At 58.9% G+C, this 18,401-nt stretch carries 14 protein-coding genes; 5 read left to right on the forward strand and 9 right to left on the reverse strand.

Going from position 1 to position 18,401, the window contains the following annotated elements:
* Nucleotides 1-592: 592 nt before the first annotated feature.
* Nucleotides 593-1,030, reverse strand: coding sequence for a hypothetical protein (locus ACIP1X_RS20320; protein ID WP_159814295.1), 438 nt, complete (start codon nt 1,028-1,030; stop codon nt 593-595).
* Nucleotides 1,031-1,132: 102 nt separating this feature from the next.
* On the opposite strand from ACIP1X_RS20320, the gene ACIP1X_RS20325 reads away from it, so the two are divergent.
* On the forward strand, nt 1,133-1,570 hold the full coding sequence (locus tag ACIP1X_RS20325; RefSeq protein WP_053122097.1) for a universal stress protein: 438 nt from the start codon (nt 1,133-1,135) through the stop codon (nt 1,568-1,570).
* Nucleotides 1,571-1,711: 141 nt separating this feature from the next.
* Here the strand turns inward: ACIP1X_RS20325 and ACIP1X_RS20330 are convergent, their stop codons facing one another.
* Nucleotides 1,712-3,634: an ATP-binding cassette domain-containing protein gene (locus ACIP1X_RS20330; protein WP_400754619.1), complete on the reverse strand. Its 1,923-nt coding sequence runs from the start codon at nt 3,632-3,634 to the stop codon at nt 1,712-1,714.
* Nucleotides 3,635-3,848: 214 nt separating this feature from the next.
* Here ACIP1X_RS20330 and ACIP1X_RS20335 point away from each other — a divergent pair, with 214 nt between their 5' ends.
* A complete protein-coding gene (locus ACIP1X_RS20335; protein WP_400754622.1) occupies nt 3,849-5,777 on the forward strand; it encodes a transglycosylase SLT domain-containing protein in 1,929 nt (642 codons plus the stop codon).
* Between the two features lie 111 nt (nt 5,778-5,888).
* On the opposite strand, the gene ACIP1X_RS20340 is transcribed toward ACIP1X_RS20335, so the two are convergent.
* Entirely contained in the window at nt 5,889-6,917 is a 1,029-nt protein-coding gene (locus tag ACIP1X_RS20340) for a Fic family protein (RefSeq protein ID WP_400754624.1), read from the reverse strand.
* 57 nt (nt 6,918-6,974) lie between these two features.
* On the reverse strand, nt 6,975-8,759 hold the full coding sequence (locus ACIP1X_RS20345; RefSeq protein WP_400754626.1) for an ABC transporter transmembrane domain-containing protein: 1,785 nt from the start codon (nt 8,757-8,759) through the stop codon (nt 6,975-6,977).
* Between the two features lie 258 nt (nt 8,760-9,017).
* On the opposite strand from ACIP1X_RS20345, the gene ACIP1X_RS20350 reads away from it, so the two are divergent.
* Nucleotides 9,018-9,197, forward strand: a complete 180-nt coding sequence (locus ACIP1X_RS20350; protein WP_053122106.1) for a PA1571 family protein — start codon at nt 9,018-9,020, stop codon at nt 9,195-9,197.
* 168 nt (nt 9,198-9,365) lie between these two features.
* Here ACIP1X_RS20350 and pdxB read toward each other — a convergent pair whose 3' ends face one another.
* The gene (gene pdxB, locus ACIP1X_RS20355; RefSeq protein ID WP_400754628.1) at nt 9,366-10,508 is read right to left on the reverse strand and encodes a 4-phosphoerythronate dehydrogenase PdxB; all 1,143 of its coding nucleotides are present in this window, start codon (nt 10,506-10,508) and stop codon (nt 9,366-9,368) included.
* 207 nt (nt 10,509-10,715) lie between these two features.
* Between pdxB and ACIP1X_RS20360 the strand changes: the two genes are divergently transcribed.
* A complete protein-coding gene (locus ACIP1X_RS20360) occupies nt 10,716-12,125 on the forward strand; it encodes an MATE family efflux transporter (protein WP_212551172.1) in 1,410 nt (469 codons plus the stop codon).
* 135 nt (nt 12,126-12,260) lie between these two features.
* Here ACIP1X_RS20360 and tusA read toward each other — a convergent pair whose 3' ends face one another.
* Complete coding sequence (gene tusA, locus ACIP1X_RS20365) at nt 12,261-12,512, reverse strand: sulfurtransferase TusA (RefSeq protein ID WP_025111044.1); 252 nt, start codon at nt 12,510-12,512, stop codon at nt 12,261-12,263.
* 169 nt (nt 12,513-12,681) lie between these two features.
* Nucleotides 12,682-13,755 carry a 23S rRNA (cytidine(2498)-2'-O)-methyltransferase RlmM gene (gene rlmM, locus ACIP1X_RS20370; protein ID WP_400754630.1) on the reverse strand — a complete coding sequence of 358 codons (1,074 nt, stop codon included), beginning with the start codon at nt 13,753-13,755 and terminating at the stop codon, nt 12,682-12,684.
* Nucleotides 13,756-13,977: 222 nt separating this feature from the next.
* On the opposite strand from rlmM, the gene acnA reads away from it, so the two are divergent.
* A complete protein-coding gene (gene acnA, locus ACIP1X_RS20375; RefSeq protein WP_053122114.1) occupies nt 13,978-16,719 on the forward strand; it encodes an aconitate hydratase AcnA in 2,742 nt (913 codons plus the stop codon).
* Nucleotides 16,720-17,037: 318 nt separating this feature from the next.
* Here the strand turns inward: acnA and ACIP1X_RS20380 are convergent, their stop codons facing one another.
* The gene (locus ACIP1X_RS20380) at nt 17,038-17,853 is read right to left on the reverse strand and encodes an aminoglycoside phosphotransferase family protein (protein WP_400754632.1); all 816 of its coding nucleotides are present in this window, start codon (nt 17,851-17,853) and stop codon (nt 17,038-17,040) included.
* Entirely contained in the window at nt 17,840-18,328 is a 489-nt protein-coding gene (locus ACIP1X_RS20385; RefSeq protein WP_400754635.1) for an SRPBCC family protein, read from the reverse strand. The genes ACIP1X_RS20380 and ACIP1X_RS20385 overlap by 14 nt, the downstream gene beginning before the upstream one ends.
* Nucleotides 18,329-18,401 lie beyond the last annotated feature (73 nt).

Below are 18,401 nucleotides of genomic sequence, written 5' to 3' on the forward strand. Positions count from 1 at the left end.
ATTTCAATTCGACGATGCCACTTTCAAGAGCTTTAACCGTGATGGCTTTACCTTCGTAAATCATCAACTGATCTCCACGATATGGAAGCTGAACAGTACACGTCGGACGCAAGCGAATGGTTTGGCAGGACGCTTCTTCGTCACTGCTGATACCCATTCACCCGGCACACCCGCCAACGCGATAGTCGGGATTCTGTAGGAGCGGTCAGTAAGACAAACGCTCAATTCATACGCCCGTTTGATTTGGGTACGTCACCTTCACGGAATTTCCGACAATTGTCAATCGCCCAAAATACGGGTTGAAATGCGACTTTGCGGTCATTTCCGCACCACGCAGACCGGCAACACGCGCCTGCATGAGAAGCCATTCATAGAATCAATAGTTAGAAAAGTCGCCCTAATTAGCGCCGAGCCTTGTTTAACAGGCTACGCTGGCTGGACTACAGGGAAAAGCGCTGAGCGCTGCAAGCGAGATTCGTTGTAAAAAGATTTACCGGCCTGCCTGGCCAACCCAGCCCGATGAATCATGTCGGGCTTTTTAATGCGCGTCTGCCGGACGATCCCCACCGTTGCAGTGGGAAAAGTCCGCGCGTCATGCCAGCGCTTTCAGAGTCGCGTCGATATCCAGCAAAACCGAGGCTTCGCCCTTCTCACCCCAATACAAGGCGATCATCTGCTTGTCGGCTTCGACTTTGAAAACGTTGCCCGGCAACTTTTCGAAATGATTAAGCAGCGCCGGATCTTCGCAGGCTTCCTGCCACTGATTGACCCACGCACCCGGCGATTTCTGCCAATACGTCCAGCACGCCGGCTGCTTGCTACGGCGCGGCCGATGATATTGCGCGCACGGGCTCGGCGGCTCTTGCGCCATCCAGTGTGGCCACTCCTGAGGCGCCAGTTGCATGGCCAGACCGATGCGGCGCGCCTCCATGCGCAGGGCGATGCGACCGCTTTGCGCACGCGATGGACGCAACCACGCCAGCGGACTCAAAACCACCAACAGGATTGACACCACCAACCAGACCGTCATATCTCTACTCCCGATTTTTGATGAGCCATTGCTCCACTTCGGAACCAATGCGCTTGAAACCAGCCATACTTAACAATATTGAACCGTCACGAGGAGCACCTCATGCCCTACACCCACATCCTGGTCGCCGTAGATCTGACTGAAGAGTGCGACCCTGTGATTCACCGCGCCCGTGAGCTATCGGTAAGCAACGGTGCCAAGCTGTCGCTGGTGCATATTGTCGAACCAATGGCCATGGCGTTCGGCGGCGACGTGCCGATGGATCTGTCACAACTGCAACAACAGCAGTTCGATCAGGCCAAGGAGCGCCTGGAGCGCCTGAAGCTCAAATACTCCGAGCTCGAAGGCGCCAACTGCCATTTGACCTATGGCCAGCCACGTCAGGAAATCCACCACTTCGCCAAGGAACAGCAATGCGATCTGATTGTGGTTGGCAGCCATGGTCGTCATGGTCTGGCCTTGTTGCTCGGCTCCACTGCGAATGACGTACTGCACGGTGCGCCTTGCGATGTGCTCGCTGTCCACCTGGTTAAACGCTAACCCTTGTGTAGGAGCTGCCGAAGGCTGCGATCTTTTGATATAGGTTTTAAAAACAAGATCAAAAGATTGCAGCCTTCGGCAGCTCCTACAAAAAGCCCGGCCTCACGCAAATGAGGCCGGGCTTTTTTGTTACGGGATCAATCAGGCATCCAGCTCGGCCCAACGCTCCATCAACGCATCCAGCTCAGCGTGCAACTGCTCCAAAGAAGCAATCACCTTGGCCGTCTCAGCCGCAGGACGCTGATAGAAACCGGCATCCGCCATTTCAGCTTCCACCGCAGCGATCTGCTGCTCTTTGGCGTCGATGTCGCCCGGCAACGCTTCCAGCTCGCGCTGCAGCTTGTAGCTCAGCTTTTTCTTGGCCGCCGGGGCGGCAGCGGCAGGTTCAGCCACCGCAGCAGGCTCAGCCGTTACCACTGCCGAATTCAGGTCAGCCTTGCCGGATTTGCTTTCAGTCACGCCCAGCAGACGCGGCGAGCCGCCCTGACGGATCCAGTCCTGATAGCCGCCGACGTATTCACGCACCTTGCCTTCACCTTCGAAGACCAGGGTGCTGGTGACCACGTTGTCGAGGAATGCCCGGTCGTGGCTGACCATCAGCACGGTGCCGTTGAACGTCAGCAGCACTTCTTCAAGCAGCTCCAGCGTTTCCACGTCGAGGTCGTTGGTCGGTTCGTCGAGCACCAGCAGGTTGGCCGGTTTGCTGAACAGCTTCGCCAGCAACAGACGCGCACGCTCACCACCCGACAGCGCCTTGACCGGCGTGCGAGCACGCTGCGGGCTGAACAGGAAGTCGCCGAGATAACTCAGCACGTGGCGGCTCTGGCCGTCGATATCGATGAAGTCGCGACCTTCGGCAACGTTGTCGATAACGGTTTTTTCCAGATCCAGTTGATGACGCAACTGATCGAAGTAGGCCACGTCGATCCGCGTGCCCTCTTCCACTTTGCCGCTGGTCGGTTGCAGACCGCTGAGCATCAGTTTCAGCAGCGTGGTCTTGCCAGTACCGTTGGCGCCGAGCAGACCGATACGGTCGCCGCGCGTCAGCACCATCGAGAAATCCTTGATCAGGAACGGGCCGCCCGGGTGAGCGAAACTCACGTTCTCGAGCACCATCACCTGCTTGCCGGACTTGTCGGCGGTGTCCAACTGAATGTTGGCTTTGCCAGTGCGCTCACGACGCTCGCTACGCTCGACGCGCAACGCTTTCAGGGCGCGGACGCGGCCTTCGTTACGGGTGCGGCGCGCCTTGATGCCCTGGCGGATCCAGACTTCTTCCTGGGCCAGTTTCTTGTCGAACAGCGCGTTGGCGGTTTCTTCAGCGGCCAGCGCGGCTTCTTTGTGCACGAGGAAACTGGCGTAGTCGCCGTTCCAGTCGATCAGGCCGCCGCGATCCAGTTCGAGGATGCGCGTGGCAAGGTTTTGCAGGAAGGAACGGTCGTGCGTGATGAACAGCACGGCGCCCTGGAAATCTTTCAGCGCTTCTTCGAGCCAGGCAATCGCACCGATGTCCAGGTGGTTGGTCGGTTCGTCGAGCAGCAGCAGATCCGGTTCGGACACCAGCGCCTGCGCCAGCAGCACGCGACGACGCCAGCCGCCGGACAACTGGGCGAGGGTCTTGTCGGCCGGCAGTTGCAGGCGGCTCAGGGTGCTGTCGACCAACGTCTGCAAGCGCCAGCCATCACGGGCTTCGAGGTCTTGCTGAACGTGCATCAGCTTGTTCAGGTCTTCTTCAGTGACGCAGTTCTGCGCCAAATGATGGTACTCGGCGAGCAATGCGCCCACACCATCCAGGCCTTCAGCGACCACGTCGAACACCGTCCGATCGTCGGCCACTGGCAACTCTTGCGGCAATTCGCCGATTTTCAGACCGGGGGCACGCCACACGGAGCCGTCGTCAGGCTTTTGATCGCCCTTGACCAGCTTCATCATGCTGGACTTGCCTGTGCCGTTGCGGCCGATGATGCACACCCGCTCACCACGGGCGATCTGCCAGGACACCTTGTCCAACAACGGCATAGCGCCGAACGCAAGGGACACATCGCTGAATTTGAGCAGGGTCATGAGCTTCTCCAAAAACCGGGCGCGCATTCTACCTGACTTAGGGCTCCAGCAGGCCGGCAATTTATCTGTCGAAGCACTCTGCACAACAATTGTTGCGAACTTGTGCTGCGAGGCCCGCAAAGCTTTCGCCGCTCGCTGGCAAAAGGCTAAGCTACAGACAATTCAGTGCTGACCGAGGTCGGCACTTGTCATGATTTCTCTGCCCGGATGTCTCATGCGCAGTCGCCTTTTCAGTGTTTTGTCCTGCTTGCTACTTACCGCCGCTGCCGTTCAATCCGCCCAAGCGGTGGATCTGTCCACCCAACGCCAGTATTACGATGAAGCCAAGCGCGCCTTGGCCAAAGGCGACACCGGCCCGTATTTCCGTTACAGCCAGGCCCTGGCCGATTATCCGCTGGAACCGTATCTGGCTTACGACGAATTGACCGCGCGCCTGAAAAGCGCAAGCAACGAGGAAATCGAGAAATTCCTCGCCGAGCACGGTGACCTGCCCCAGGCCAACTGGATGAAGCTGCGCTGGTTGCGCTGGCTCGCCGACCGTGGCGACTGGGCGACCTTCGTCAAGTACTACGACCCGAAGCTCAACTTCACCGAACTGGACTGCCTGAATGCGCAGTACCAGATCACCCACGACAAAAAATCCGAAGGTTATGCCAATGCCGACAAGCTCTGGCTGACCGGCAAATCGCAGCCCGCCGCGTGTGACGCGCTGTTCGGCATCTGGGCCGCTGACGGCCAGTTGACTGAACAGAAACGTTGGGAGCGCACCAAACTCGCCGCTCAGGCGCGCAACTATCCGCTCGCCAACAGTCTGGTTAACGGCCTGACCACCCTCGCCCCGCGCGGTCGATTGCTGGTCGATGTCGCGCAGAAACCCGAGTTGCTCAACCAACCATCGCGCTTCACTCCGGCGGATGAACCGATGTCCGACGTGGTCAGCCTCGGCCTGCGCCGCCTCGCCCGTCAGGATCCGGACAAGGCCATGGCGCTGCTCGACGGTTACGCCAGCAGCATGCATTTCTCCCGCGATGAAAAAGTCGCGATCGCCCGGGAAATAGGCCTGACCCTGGCCCGGCGTTTCGACAGCCGCGCGCTGGACGTGATGACCAAATACGACCCGGAACTGCGTGACAACACCGTGTCCGAATGGCGTTTACGTCTGCTGTTGCGTCTGGCGCGTTGGGACGATGCTTACCAACTGACCAAGCGTCTGCCGCAGGATCTCGCCACCACCAACCGCTGGCGTTACTGGCAGGCGCGCAGCCTGGAACTGGCGCAACCGCAGAACCCGGAAGCACAGACCCTGTACAAAAATCTGGCGCGTGAACGTGACTTCTACGGTTTTCTCGCCGCCGACCGCTCGCAATCGCCGTATTCGTTGAACAACAAGCCACTGGTGCTGAGCCAGGCGCTGATCAACAAGGTTCGCAACACGGCTGGCGTACGCCGTGCGCTGGAATTCCATGCGCGCGGGCAGATCGTCGACGGTCGCCGCGAGTGGTACCACGTCAGCCGTCATTTCAATCGTGACGAAATGGTCGCGCAGGCAAAACTGGCTTATGACCTGAAATGGTATTTCCCGGCGATCCGCACCATCAGTCAGGCGCAGTATTGGGACGACCTGGACATCCGCTTCCCGATGGCCCACCGCGAAACTCTCGTGCGTGAAGCCAAGGTGCGTGGCCTGCATTCAAGCTGGGTGTTCGCCATCACTCGTCAGGAAAGCGCCTTCATGGACGACGCCCGCTCCGGCGTCGGTGCCAGCGGCCTGATGCAACTGATGCCCGCCACCGCCAAGGAAACCGCGCGCAAATTCAGCATTCCGCTGGCCTCGCCGCAACAAGTGCTCGATCCGGACAAAAACATCCAGCTCGGCGCAGCTTATCTGAGCCAGGTGCACAGCCAGTTCAACGGCAACCGCGTCCTCGCCTCCGCCGCTTACAACGCCGGCCCCGGTCGTGTGCGCCAATGGCTGCGCGGCGCCGATCACCTGAGCTTCGACGTCTGGGTGGAAAGCATCCCGTTCGACGAAACCCGCCAGTACGTGCAAAACGTTCTGTCGTACTCGGTGATCTACGGCCAGAAACTCAACTCGCCACAGCCGCTGGTGGATTGGCATGAGCGCTACTTCGACGACCAATGACCTGTAGGAGCTGCCGAAGGCTGCGATCTTTTGACCTGAAAAAAATGCCCGCATGAAAATGCGGGCATTTTGTTTGGAGCAAGATCAAAAGATCGCAGCCTGCGGCAGCTCCTACAGGAATGTGGGGGCTATCGTTTTGCCCCGTTCAGTCAGGCGATACTTTTGTACTGGGCTTCGAGGCGAGTCGGGGTCTGTCATTTCAATCAATTTAATAGCCAGTGCGGGTTTGAGATAGTTCGCGCGAAAGGTTGCCTTGTGAGCCAGCCCGAGGCTACTCATGAGCTCGTTTACGCTCAGTTGATCAGCCCCATCAAATACGCCGAGCAACATCGCTACTTGGTCGGTTACTTGGTCGGTTACTTGGTCGGTTGAAGGCTCATTGCTGATTGCTTCTTGCAGCGCAAGACTTAAGGCTTGAAGCATGTACTCGACGAAGGGGGTCGATTCGGCCATCCGATCCGCCGCTGACAACGCTGCGTAATAAGCATCTTGCTGATCTCTGATTACCGCCTCAACTGGCAAATAAGCCAGTACCGGTCGCCACTGACTGAGAATCAAGGTTTGCCAAAGCCGCCCCATCCGCCCGTTACCATCGGCAAAGGGGTGAATGAATTCGAATTCATAGTGAAAGACACAACTGATAATCAACGGATGCCAGTCAGAGCCCTGCAGCCAAGCCAGCAAATCATCCATCAAAGACGATATCCGGCTCGGCGGCGGTGCCATATGAACCAGTTGATCACCGCGATAAATGCCTACACCCGCTCGGCGAAAGTGCCCGCATTCATCAATAAGTCCATGCATCAATAGCTCATGCGCGCGAAGCAAGTCAGCCCTGTTACCGGGCTGCCACTGCTGCATGGCTTCATAGGCCGTAAAAGCGTTACGTACTTCCTGGATTTCCTTGGGTAATCCAAGCACCCGACGACCGTCGAGAACGGCTGTTACCTGATCAACACTCAACGTGTTGTTTTCAATCGCCAACGAAGCCTGAATCGAACGGATCCGATTGCCACGCCGCAGTTGAGGCGTTTGAAGGCCATTGTCCAAAGCCGAAAGCTGACCGATTTGCTCGCTGATGTCAGCGATCAAAGCAATCATTCGAGTGGTCAGGGTCAATGGCGGTTGGTAACGACTCATGTCCTCATCCAGGCATTCCATACAGGTCGCCATAATGCCCGATACGGGCGTAGTTCATCAGTGTTGTTTAGACGTTTCCTGACCATCACTAAACTGCAACGCCGCCAGCCGTGCATACAGCGGATTACTGGCAATCAATTCCTGATGTGTCCCTACCGCGACCAACTTGCCCTGATCCATCACGGCGATCCGGTCGGCGTTTTTCACCGTGGCCAAACGGTGCGCAATCACCAGCGTCGTGCGGTTGTGCATCAGGCTCGGCAAGGCTTGCTGGATGAGGTGTTCGCTTTGCGCGTCGAGGGCGCTGGTGGCTTCGTCGAGCAGCAGGATTGGCGCGTCCACCAGCAGCGCCCGGGCGATGGCCAGACGTTGGCGTTGGCCGCCGGAGAGGCCGAGGCCGCCGTCGCCCAGGTGGGTTTGGTAGCCGTCTGGCATTTGTTCGATGAAGTCGTGGGCGTGGGCGATTCGCGCGGCTTCCTTGACCTGCTCCAGTGTGGCCGTCGGGCAGCCGTAACGAATGTTTTCCTCGACGCTGCCAAAGAACAACGCTGGCGTTTGCGAAACGAGGGCGAAGCAACGGCGCAAATCCAGAGGATCGAGGCGGGTCAAGGGCACGCCATCGAGGAGAATTTGTCCTTCGCGCGGGTCGTAAAATCGCAGCAACAAATCGTACACCGTGGATTTCCCGGCGCCGGACGGCCCTACCAGCGCCAGGGTTTCGCCCGCGCGGACGGTCAGATTCAAGTCATCGACGGCGTAGCTTTCTGGACGCGACGGGTAGGAAAAACGCACATCCCGCAGCTCCAGCTCGCCGCGCACGCGCTCAGGCAATGTCACCAACCCGGAGGTGGGCGGCTGGATGATATTTTCCGAGCGCAGCAGTTCGGCGATGCGTTCGGCAGCGCCAGCAGCGCGTTGCAGCTCGCCGATCACTTCGCTCAATGTGCCGAAAGCACTGCCGACGATCAGGCTGTAGAACACAAACGCCGCCAGTTCGCCCGCCGAAATTCGCCCGGCGATCACGTCCATGCCGCCGACCCATAACATCACCGCGACCGCGCCCAGCACTAGCACGATCACCAGGGTAATCAGCCACGCACGCTGGAAGATGCGTTTACGCGCGGTTTCAAAAGCCTGCTCGACCGTCGAGGCAAAGCGATGCTCGTCCTGCACCTGATGGTTGTAGGCCTGCACGGTTTTAATCTGGCCAAGGGTTTCGGAGACGTAACTGCCAATGTCGGCAATGCGATCCTGACTCTGGCGCGACAGATTGCGCACACGGCGGCCGAAAATCAGGATCGGCGCAACAACCAGCGGCAGCGCGATGACCACGATGCTGGTGAGTTTGGGGTTGGTGATGAACAGCAGCACGACGCCACCGATGACCATCAGCAGATTGCGCAGAAACAGCGACAGCGACGAGCCGATCACCGACTGCAGCAATGTCGTGTCCGCGGTAAGGCGCGACTGGATTTCCGAGCTGCGGTTGTCTTCGTAAAACCCTGGATGCAGGTACACCAAGTGGTTGAACACCTGTCGACGAATGTCCGCGACAACCCGCTCACCAATCCACGACACCCAATAAAACCGGGCAAAGGTGCCGATCGCCAGTCCGACCACCAACAGCATGAACAGGCCAATCGACTGGTTGAGCAAATGCGGCGACTGGGTCATGAAACCCTGATCGACCAACAGCTTGATGCCCTGCCCCATCGACAAGGTAATGCCGGCGGTGACGATCAATGCGAGCAGCGCGCCAAAGGCCTGCCAACGATAGGGCAGGAGAAAATGGCTGGTCAGACGCAGGGCGCGTCGGTGTCGGGAGGTAAGCATCGAGATCATTCGGGTTCACATCTGCGCAGATGAATAGGGCCAGCCTAGTCATTGAAATGGGGTGGAACTCTGTAAATCACAATGAGTCAGGTTAAATATGCCCGTGACGACTAGCCCCTAGAGGCTATTGGTCTAAAGTTCGGGTTGAGACGAGCGGTCATTTCTGTTTGAGTGGAGATGCCGCCGCCGACAGACCGCAGGGCGTTGTAACAGCCCGGTCACGTGGCAGTTTTAACCTTGGCGAATAACCTGATGAGGAGACAGGCCATGTCCTTGCAACACAGCAGCGATGACAAGATTGAAGTGATCCGCACCAAGCCCGGCCAACCTCTGGGTTGCTCGATTATTGATAAGGATGGGCGTGAAGTACCGATCACTGAAGACATGATCCAGCAAGCGTGCAGCGAACTGGAGAAGCGATTGGTCAAGCCTGCCGAACAAGAGTGATATAGCCACCGTCTTCCTGACCCGGCCCCATTTTGGCCGGGTTTTTTCTGTCTGCAAGCAGGGGATTTGTGGTGCGGCCTTCGCGAGCAGGCTCGCTCCCACAGGATCTGTTATCAATTGAAGATCTCTTGTGGGAGCGAGCCTGCTCGCGAATGGGCCACCTCGGTTCTAAACCGAAACAGCCCCCAGCGCCGCCACTATTTTCGCCAACACTGGCGACGCCCCTTCAATCCGCACTTTCAGCCCTTCAATCTCGCGTCGCACCGGATACTGTTTGCGCAACACATCAAACGCCGCACGCTGCTCAGCGACGTTGCCTACAAGGCTGCGGCGGAAATCCGCATCATCGCGGCGCGGGTCGTACACGCCACGGCACAACATCGCCAGCGCCCACGACGGATCGCTGTCAGCGTGCAGGGAAACTTCCGACAACCACGGTGCCGGCAGCAAGTCGCTGAGCTGAATGTTCGCAGGCTGGCCGATGAACTCGCAGTACGCCTGATAGATCTGCGCCGTGCCGCGCTGTTTGCCATCAAGGCTGTAACCGGCAATGTGCGGCGTTGCCAGCACGCAGAGTTCGGCCAGTTCGACATCGACTTCTGGTTCTGCTTCCCAGACATCCAGCACTGCTTGCAGGTCTTCACGTTCCAGCAGCACTTCGCGCAGGGCCGCGTTATCCACGACCGGGCCGCGCGCCGCGTTGATCAGCCAGGCGCCGGGTTTGAGTTGCTGCAAACGCTGCTGATCGAACAGATGCCAGGTCGCGCCGTCACCGCTGCGGGTCAACGGGGTGTGCAGGCTGATCACGTCGCACTGCTCGATGATCTGTTCGAGGCTGACGTAGTCGCCGCCCTCTGCTGCCTGACGCGGCGGATCGCAGACTTTGACGTTCCAGCCCAAGCCCTTGAGTACATTGATCAGGCGACCGCCAACCTCGCCAGCGCCGATCACACCGTAAGTGCGTTTAGTCAGATCGACACCCTCGATTTCGGCGAGGGTCATCAGGCTGCCGAGCACATAGTCGACAACGCCCCGGGCATTGCAGCCGGGTGCGCTGGACCAGGTGATACCAGCCTCGTTGAAATACTCCAGATCCAGATGATCGGTGCCGATGGTGCAAGTGCCGACAAAACGCACTTTGCTGCCTTCAAGCAGCGCACGGTTGACGTTGGTCACCGAACGCACCAGCAACACATCGGCCTGCTCGACCGTCGCTCGGTCAATGGAACGGCCTGGCACCCGGCGGATCTCGCCGAAACCGGCAAAAAAGGCATCGAGCAGCGGGATATTTTCGTCGGCAACAATCAGCATGGCGGGCTCCTTGGGCGGATCGGCAGTTTAACTGTAGGAGCTGCCGCAGGCTGCGATCTTTTGATGGTGATCTTAAAAATCCAAAGATCGCAGCCTGCGGCAGCTCCTACCCGATTACAAATCCGCAACAGAGGATTTTTCCTGACTGTAACGTCAGCGGCGTAGAATGCGGCGCCTTGCGCATCAACCTTTGTGGACGCTTTGCCTGTGAATTCTGTAACTGACCAACCTGTCGCCGTCTCCCTGACCCGCCCCGCGCGGATTCGTCTGGAGTTCAAGAACCTGCTCGCCCTCGCGCTGCCGATCATCATCGCGCAGCTGGCGACCACGGCCATGGGCTTCGTCGATGCGGTGATGGCCGGGCGCGTCGGGCCCAAGGATTTGGCGGCAGTGGCACTGGGCAACTCGATCTGGGTGCCGGTGTTTCTGTTAATGACTGGCACCCTGCTCGCCACCACGCCGAAAGTCGCCCAGCGCTACGGCGCCGGCAAGCACAGCGAGATCGGCCCGATCGTGCGTCAGGCGTTGTGGCTGGCGCTGGTGGTTGGGCTGATCGCGACCGCGATGCTGGTGGCCGCCGAACCGGTGCTGCACCTGATGAAGGTCGACCCGGAGCTGATCGGCCCGTGCATGCAATACCTGCACGGCATCGCCAGTGGTTTGCCGGCCGTGGCGTTTTATCACGTGCTGCGTTGCACCAGTGATGGCATCGGCCGAACCCGCCCGGCGATGGTGCTGGGTCTGTGCGGTCTGGCGCTGAATATTCCGCTGAACTACATCTTCATCTATGGCCACTTCGGCGTGCCAGCGATGGGCGGCGTCGGCTGCGGCTGGGCCACGGCAATCGTGATGTGGGTGATGGCGCTGGGTCTGGCCGGTTATGAGCGCTGGGCGCCGGCCTATCGTTCGAGCGAACTGTTCAGCCGTTTTGACTGGCCGCAGTGGGCGGTGATCAAGCGTTTACTGGCGATTGGTTTGCCGATTGGCATTGCGGTGTTTGCCGAATCGAGCATCTTTGCGGTGATCGCTCTGCTGATTGGCAGCCTCGGCGCCACGGTGGTGGCCGGGCATCAGATTGCGCTGAACGTCAGCTCGCTGGTGTTCATGATTCCGTATTCGCTGGGCATGGCCGTGACTGTTCGGGTCGGTCAGGCATTGGGCCGTGAAGAGCCGCGTGAAGCGCGTTTTGCTGCTGGCGTCGGCATGGGCACGGCGCTGGCCTACGCCTGCCTGTCGGCGAGCATGATGCTGTTACTGCGCGAGCCAATTGCGGCGATCTATACCGCCGACCCGACGGTGATTCACATCGCGGCGATGCTGATTGTGTACTCGGCGCTGTTCCAGTTTTCCGATGCGATTCAGGTTACTGCCGCCGGCGCGCTGCGCGGTTATCAGGACACGCGGGTGACGATGATTCTGACCCTGTTTGCCTATTGGGGCATTGGTTTGCCGGTGGGTTACGCCCTCGGCCTGACCGACTGGCTCGGCGAGCCACGTGGCCCGAGCGGGTTGTGGCAGGGTTTGATCGTCGGCCTGAGCTGCGCGGCGTTGATGCTGTCGATCCGCCTGACGCGCAGTGCGCGCAAGCGTATTCGGATCAGTCGTTCGGCAGGTTAAGGCCTGACTCGAGACAAAAAATGTGGGAGCGAGCCTGCTCGCGAATGCGTTGTATCAGTCGCCATCCATAGTGACTGATATACCGCTTTCGCGAGCAGGCTCGCTCCCACATTTGGTTTTGCGTTTGCCTGGCGGTTACGCGTGTTTCTTGCGGATCCAGTACAGATACGTGCCGGCCTCTTCGTGTTGGCCGACCAGTTCATGGTCGAGAAACACGCAGAACTTGGGGATGTCGCGACGGGTCGACGGATCGGTGGCAATCACCTTGAGCAGGCCGCCGGGCACCAGGTCACGGATGTGCTGGTGCAACATCATTACCGGTTCCGGGCAGTTAAGGCCGGTGGCGTCGAGGGTACCGTCGACCGGGGTATCGATCATTTCACTCATGATTTACTCCTGAAACTGGCCGGCATTGTCGCGCAATGCCGGGTATTCGGTCATCTATAGCGTTAAACCGCATCCTATGTAGGAGCTGCCGAAGGCTGCGATCTTTTGATCTGAATCTTCAAAAACAAGATCAAAAGATCGCAGCCTTCGGTAGCTCCTACAGGGAGAATCAGCGGGATTTTGGTTTCTTGATGTCGTGACGGCGCAGGTGGCAGGTCACTTCTTCGCGGTCGTGGTAGAGCTGTTTGCAGCCGATATCGACCTTGATCCCGCGCGCTTTGAAGCCATCGGCGATGCGCTCAAGCAAACGCTTCACTTCGGCATAACGCTGCTTCATCGGCAATTTCAGGTTGACCACCGCCTCGCGGCAATGCCCCTCGCCGATCCACTCTTCGAGCATCGCTGCGTTACGCGCAGGCTTTTCGACGATGTCGCAGACCATCCAGTCCACCGGTTGCTTGGGCTTGAAGGTGAAACCGTCGGCCATCAAATGCTGCACCAGACCGGTGTCCATCAGGCTTTCAGCCATCGGGCCGTTGTCGATCGCCGTCACCAGCATGCCGCGATTGACCAGTTGCCAGGTCCAGCCGCCCGGCGCTGCGCCAAGGTCGACGCCGGTCATGTCACTGTGCAGACGATCTTCCCACTGATCACGCGGGATAAAGTGGTGCCAGGCTTCTTCCAGCTTCAACGTCGAACGGCTTGGTGCCTCGCGCGGAAACTTCAGGCGCGGAATGCCCATTGGCCACATCGCCGAGTTGCCAGCGTCCGCCATACCCAGAAACACTTCTCGGCCACTTTTGAAAGTCAGCAGCAGACGCGGCTTACTGGCGTCGTCGACCAGTTTGCCGGCGCCGGTCAGCGCCTTCCGCAGCGGGCCTTCGAATTTCTTGCAGAAGTTCGACAGTTCCTTGCCGTCGTTGGTGTCGACGACTTCCAGCCACAGGCTGCCGCACACCGGGAAATCGGCCATGTGCGCGAGGATCACGCTGATGCGGTCGGTTTCCGGCAGATCGATGAATACGCCGCGCGCCCATTGGCGCGGGAAGATCAGCTCGGCGAAACGCTGGCCGCGCATCAGGCGCTCGGCGCCGTCTTCTTCGGTGCAGACAAACTCGGCGCAGGCGGTGGCCGCTTTGGCCTTGGCGTAACCGGCCACGTTGAGCTGGGCGGCGAGGTCGGAAATTTCCGAACAGACTTCGCCTTCGAAGCCTGGCCGGCAATGCATGAATAGGGTGTTCATTCTTACTCCTGGGCAGCGGGCGATCATTCGGCCCCTGCGCGATGCTCAAGCCTTGCGTTGAAGCAAAGCCTGTCACGAAAACCGGCGCATGATAGCCGATGTCGGAACCTTGGACTTGCCCATAGAGTCCAGTTATTAGCCAGCTAATGAAAACAGGGCTACGTTGATAGCTCTGCCCGTCCCCTCAATCCGTAGCCGTGCGGATTCAAAGGAGTGATCGTAATGCCGTCCCTCGATAGTCTGAAGACCCTCAAAACACTGCAGATTGACCAAAAGACCTATCACTATTTCAGCCTGCCGGATGCCGCCAAGAGCCTGGGCGATCTGGACAAGCTACCGATGTCGTTGAAAGTCCTGCTGGAAAACCTGCTGCGCTGGGAAGATGAAAAAACTGTCACCGGCGCCGACCTCAAGGCCATTGCCGCGTGGCTCAAGGAGCGTCGCTCCGATCGGGAAATCCAGTACCGCCCTGCCCGCGTATTGATGCAAGACTTTACCGGGGTTCCCGCCGTGGTCGACCTCGCCGCCATGCGCGCGGCGATGGCCAAGGCCGGCGGCGACCCGCAGCGAATCAACCCGCTGTCACCGGTGGATCTGGTGATCGACCACTCGGTGATGGTCGACAAATTCGCCACGCCCAGCGCGTTCGAGCAGAACGTCGATATCGAAATGCAGCGCAACGGCGAGCGTTACGCCTTTCTGCGCTGGGGCCAGAGTGCCTTCGACAACTTCAGCGTAGTCCCGCCGGGCACCGGCATCTGCCACCAGGTCAACCTTGAATACCTCGGCCGCACCGTGTGGACAAAGGATGAAGACGGCCGCACCTATGCCTTCCCGGACACCCTGGTCGGCACCGACTCCCACACCACCATGATCAACGGCCTCGGCGTACTCGGCTGGGGCGTCGGCGGGATCGAGGCGGAAGCGGCGATGCTCGGGCAACCGGTGTCGATGCTGATTCCGGAAGTGATTGGTTTCAAACTGACCGGCAAATTAAAAGAAGGCATCACCGCCACTGACCTGGTGCTGACAGTTACGCAGATGCTGCGCAAGAAAGGCGTTGTCGGCAAATTCGTCGAATTCTATGGCGACGGCCTCGCTGACTTACCGCTGGCTGACCGCGCGACCATCGCCAACATGGCCCCGGAATACGGCGCGACGTGCGGTTTCTTCCCGGTCGACGACGTGACGCTGGAATATCTGCGTCTGTCCGGGCGTCCGCCGGAAACGGTGAAACTGGTCGAGGCGTACACCAAGGCTCAGGGCCTGTGGCGTCTGCCCGGTCAGGAACCGGTGTTCACCGATAGCCTGGCGCTGGATATGGGCAGCGTCGAAGCGAGTCTGGCCGGGCCGAAACGTCCGCAGGATCGTGTGTCACTGCCCAATGTGCCGCAAGCCTTCAGCGACTTTATCGATCTGCAATTCAAACCCACCAGTAAAGATGAAGGACGCCTGGAAAGTGAGGGCGGTGGTGGCGTGGCGGTGGGCAATGCCGATCTGGTCGGCGAAACCGAATATGAATACGAAGGCCACACCTATCGTCTGAAAAACGGTGCCGTGGTGATCGCGGCAATTACCTCCTGCACCAACACCTCCAACCCGAGCGTGATGATGGCGGCCGGTCTGCTGGCGAAAAAAGCCGTGGAAAAAGGCCTGACCCGCAAGCCATGGGTGAAGAGTTCGCTGGCGCCGGGTTCGAAAGTGGTTACCGACTACTACAAGGCTGCCGGGCTGACGCAATACCTCGACCAGCTCGGGTTTTCGCTGGTCGGCTACGGCTGCACCACCTGCATCGGCAACTCCGGGCCGTTGCCCGAGCCGATTGAAAAAGCCATCCAGAAAGCCGATCTCACCGTCGCCTCGGTGCTGTCCGGTAATCGTAACTTTGAAGGTCGTGTGCATCCGTTGGTGAAAACCAACTGGCTGGCCTCGCCGCCGCTGGTGGTCGCCTATGCCTTGGCCGGCAGCGTGCGCAGCGACATCAGCAGCGAACCGCTGGGCGAGGACAAGCAAGGCAATCCGGTGTACTTGCGAGATATCTGGCCAAGCAGCAAAGAAATTGCCGACGCGGTCAGCCAGGTCAACACCGCGATGTTTCACAAGGAATACGCCGAGGTGTTCGCCGGTGATGAGCAATGGCAAGCCATCGAGGTGCCGCAAGCCGCCACCTATGTCTGGCAGGACGATTCGACTTATATCCAGCATCCGCCGTTTTTCGACGACATTTCCGGGCCGTTGCCGGAAATCAAAGACGTCAAAGGCGCTCGCGTTCTGGCGTTGCTCGGCGACTCGGTGACCACCGACCACATCTCCCCCGCCGGCAACATCAAGGCTGACAGCCCCGCCGGCGAGTATCTGCGTGAAAAAGGCGTGGAACCGCGGGACTTCAACTCCTACGGCTCACGCCGCGGCAATCACGAAGTGATGATGCGCGGCACCTTCGCCAACATCCGTATTCGTAACGAGATGCTTGGCGGTGAAGAAGGTGGCAACACCATCTACATTCCGACCGGCGAGAAACTGGCGATCTACGACGCGGCCATGAAATATCAGGCTTCGGGCACGCCGCTGGTGGTGATTGCCGGGCAGGAATATGGCACCGGTTCAAGTCGTGACTGGGCGGCCAAGGGTACGAATCTGCTGGGCGTGAAAGCGGTGATTGCCGAGAGTTTTGAGCGGATTCACCGTTCCAATCTGGTGGGTATGGGCGTCTTGCCGCTGCAGTTCAAGCTTGATCAGAACCGCAAGAGCCTGAATCTGACGGGCAAGGAGACGTTTGAGATCAAGGGTTTGACCGGGGTTGAACTAACACCGCGGATGAATTTGCCATTGGTGATTACGCGCGAAGATGGGCGTCAGGAGAAAATCGAGGTGCTGTGCCGGATCGATACGTTGAATGAGGTGGAGTACTTCAAATCTGGAGGGATCCTGCATTACGTGCTGCGCCAACTCATTGCCTCATAACGCTGAAACCCATGTAGGAGCTGCCGCAGGCTGCGATCTTTTGATCTTTTTTAAATCAAGATCAAAAGATCGCAGCCTGCGGCAGCTCCTACAGGGCAAAAAAAAACCCGCCGAAGCGGGTTTTTCCCAAGACCATTATCGACTCCCTGTCGGCAGCGATCCTTGCAAATGGTCGATCATCCGTGATCCTGAAACACTCCCTGTGTCTCAGTTGATGTGGCTAGATTAACCGTGGGATCCAATCGGCAATAGTCGACATAGCTACCATCGCGTGTAGGACATTCGCCATAGCGACCCTTCCGAAAACCCTTAGACGTGTCAGGCGTCGAGCATGGAAGCGGCAATCTGCGCAACTTTCAGCTGCCCTGAGGCCTGCTCGAGTGCGTCATCTTCCAAAAACCATGCAGCGGATAATCCGGCGAACGCCAGCACCCATTGCAGCAGTCTTTGGCGATCCAGCCCGGCGGCGTCGGTTATCACCTCAAGCTGTCGGCGAAAACGTTGGGGATTGGTGGCTGAGGGCAGATCGGGATTGCAAATCAAATTGGCGTAGTCAAAACCGCGCTCGCCCGTGACCCGCTTCGGGTCGATGGCCAACCAGCCACGCTCACCGAAATCCAGCACATTGTCGTGATGCATGTCGCCGTGCAACACCACCACGTCTTGCGGATTGGCGAGCAATGTTTCCGCCGTTTCCAGGCTTAAGCCGTAGAGACCGCCATGCTGGGCCGCAGCGATTCGCAGCGACGCAAACCACGGCCCCAGCTCCACCAACGGCGGCGGTGGCGTCGCGCGCGGTGCATGCAGCCGCGCCAGCGCCGCACACAGAATCCGGCTGGCCTCGTCGTCCTCGCCATTCAGCGCCATGTGCATCAGCGAACGCCGGCCCATGGCCCGTTCCATCAGCAAGCCATCCTCGTGATGCGCCAGCACCTGCGCGGCGCCATTGCCGTCCCACCATGACATCAGTTGGTTGCCGATTTTTTCATCGACATCCATCGCCACTTTGAGCATCGCCGGGGTATCGCCCACGCGCACTGGCAGCAAACGGCTGCCCAGCGTAAAGATCGGCTCGCCGTCCGGCACCAATGACCAACGCTGCAGCCACGGTTGGAAAATGTCAGCCACCGTCACGCGCTCGGGCCTTGGCACTTTCGGTCAGGAACTGTTCAAGTCGGCTCAGTTGCTCCTCCCAGCCGCGGCTGTCCATGAAATAAGCCTCTTTCTGGCGAATATCGGGGATATGCGCGAAACCTGACTCGGAAACCTTGAGCAGTGTGCCGTCCTCGTAATCCTGCAGCTCGAACCTGACCAATGTGGTCGGCTCCTGGGAATAGTCGATCTTTGGATTCACCGCATACGGGTGCCAGCGAAACGAAAACAACTGCTGCGGCTCGACCCGCTCGATCAGCACATTCCACAACACGTGTTCATAACCCGGATACGTAACCTGCCCTTGCGTCCATTCACCGGCAATAAACCGCCTGCCCTCCAGCGCCACGCCAAACCACTGGCCAAACGCCTCGGCGTCGACCAATGCACGCCAGACATAAGAACGCGGCGCCTTCAGCGAAATCTTGCGTTCGAAACTATTGGGTACTGGTTTCATACGTCACCTCCTGTTCTGAACACTAGGCTTGTATGACCACATGTCCAATGTGAAGTTGTATCAAACCGGTGCA

Source organism: Pseudomonas sp. NPDC088885 (assembly GCF_044750025.1).
Taxonomy (GTDB): domain Bacteria; phylum Pseudomonadota; class Gammaproteobacteria; order Pseudomonadales; family Pseudomonadaceae; genus Aquipseudomonas; species Aquipseudomonas rustica.

Excerpts from the sequence above, each read along its gene's own strand:
- tusA (WP_025111044.1), bottom strand. The coding sequence starts at position 12,512 with ATGAGTGAAATGATCGATACCCCGGTCGACGGTACCCTCGACGCCACC.
- rlmM (WP_400754630.1), bottom strand. The coding sequence starts at position 13,755 with ATGAACACCCTATTCATGCATTGCCGGCCAGGCTTCGAAGGCGAAGTC.
- ACIP1X_RS20350 (WP_053122106.1), top strand. The coding sequence starts at position 9,018 with ATGTCCTTGCAACACAGCAGCGATGACAAGATTGAAGTGATCCGCACC.
- ACIP1X_RS20335 (WP_400754622.1), top strand. The coding sequence starts at position 3,849 with ATGCGCAGTCGCCTTTTCAGTGTTTTGTCCTGCTTGCTACTTACCGCC.
- ACIP1X_RS20345 (WP_400754626.1), bottom strand. The coding sequence starts at position 8,759 with ATGATCTCGATGCTTACCTCCCGACACCGACGCGCCCTGCGTCTGACC.
- acnA (WP_053122114.1), top strand. The coding sequence starts at position 13,978 with ATGCCGTCCCTCGATAGTCTGAAGACCCTCAAAACACTGCAGATTGAC.
- ACIP1X_RS20385 (WP_400754635.1), bottom strand. The coding sequence starts at position 18,328 with ATGAAACCAGTACCCAATAGTTTCGAACGCAAGATTTCGCTGAAGGCG.
- ACIP1X_RS20325 (WP_053122097.1), top strand. The coding sequence starts at position 1,133 with ATGCCCTACACCCACATCCTGGTCGCCGTAGATCTGACTGAAGAGTGC.
- ACIP1X_RS20330 (WP_400754619.1), bottom strand. The coding sequence starts at position 3,634 with ATGACCCTGCTCAAATTCAGCGATGTGTCCCTTGCGTTCGGCGCTATG.
- ACIP1X_RS20320 (WP_159814295.1), bottom strand. The coding sequence starts at position 1,030 with ATGACGGTCTGGTTGGTGGTGTCAATCCTGTTGGTGGTTTTGAGTCCG.
- pdxB (WP_400754628.1), bottom strand. The coding sequence starts at position 10,508 with ATGCTGATTGTTGCCGACGAAAATATCCCGCTGCTCGATGCCTTTTTT.
- ACIP1X_RS20340 (WP_400754624.1), bottom strand. The coding sequence starts at position 6,917 with ATGAGTCGTTACCAACCGCCATTGACCCTGACCACTCGAATGATTGCT.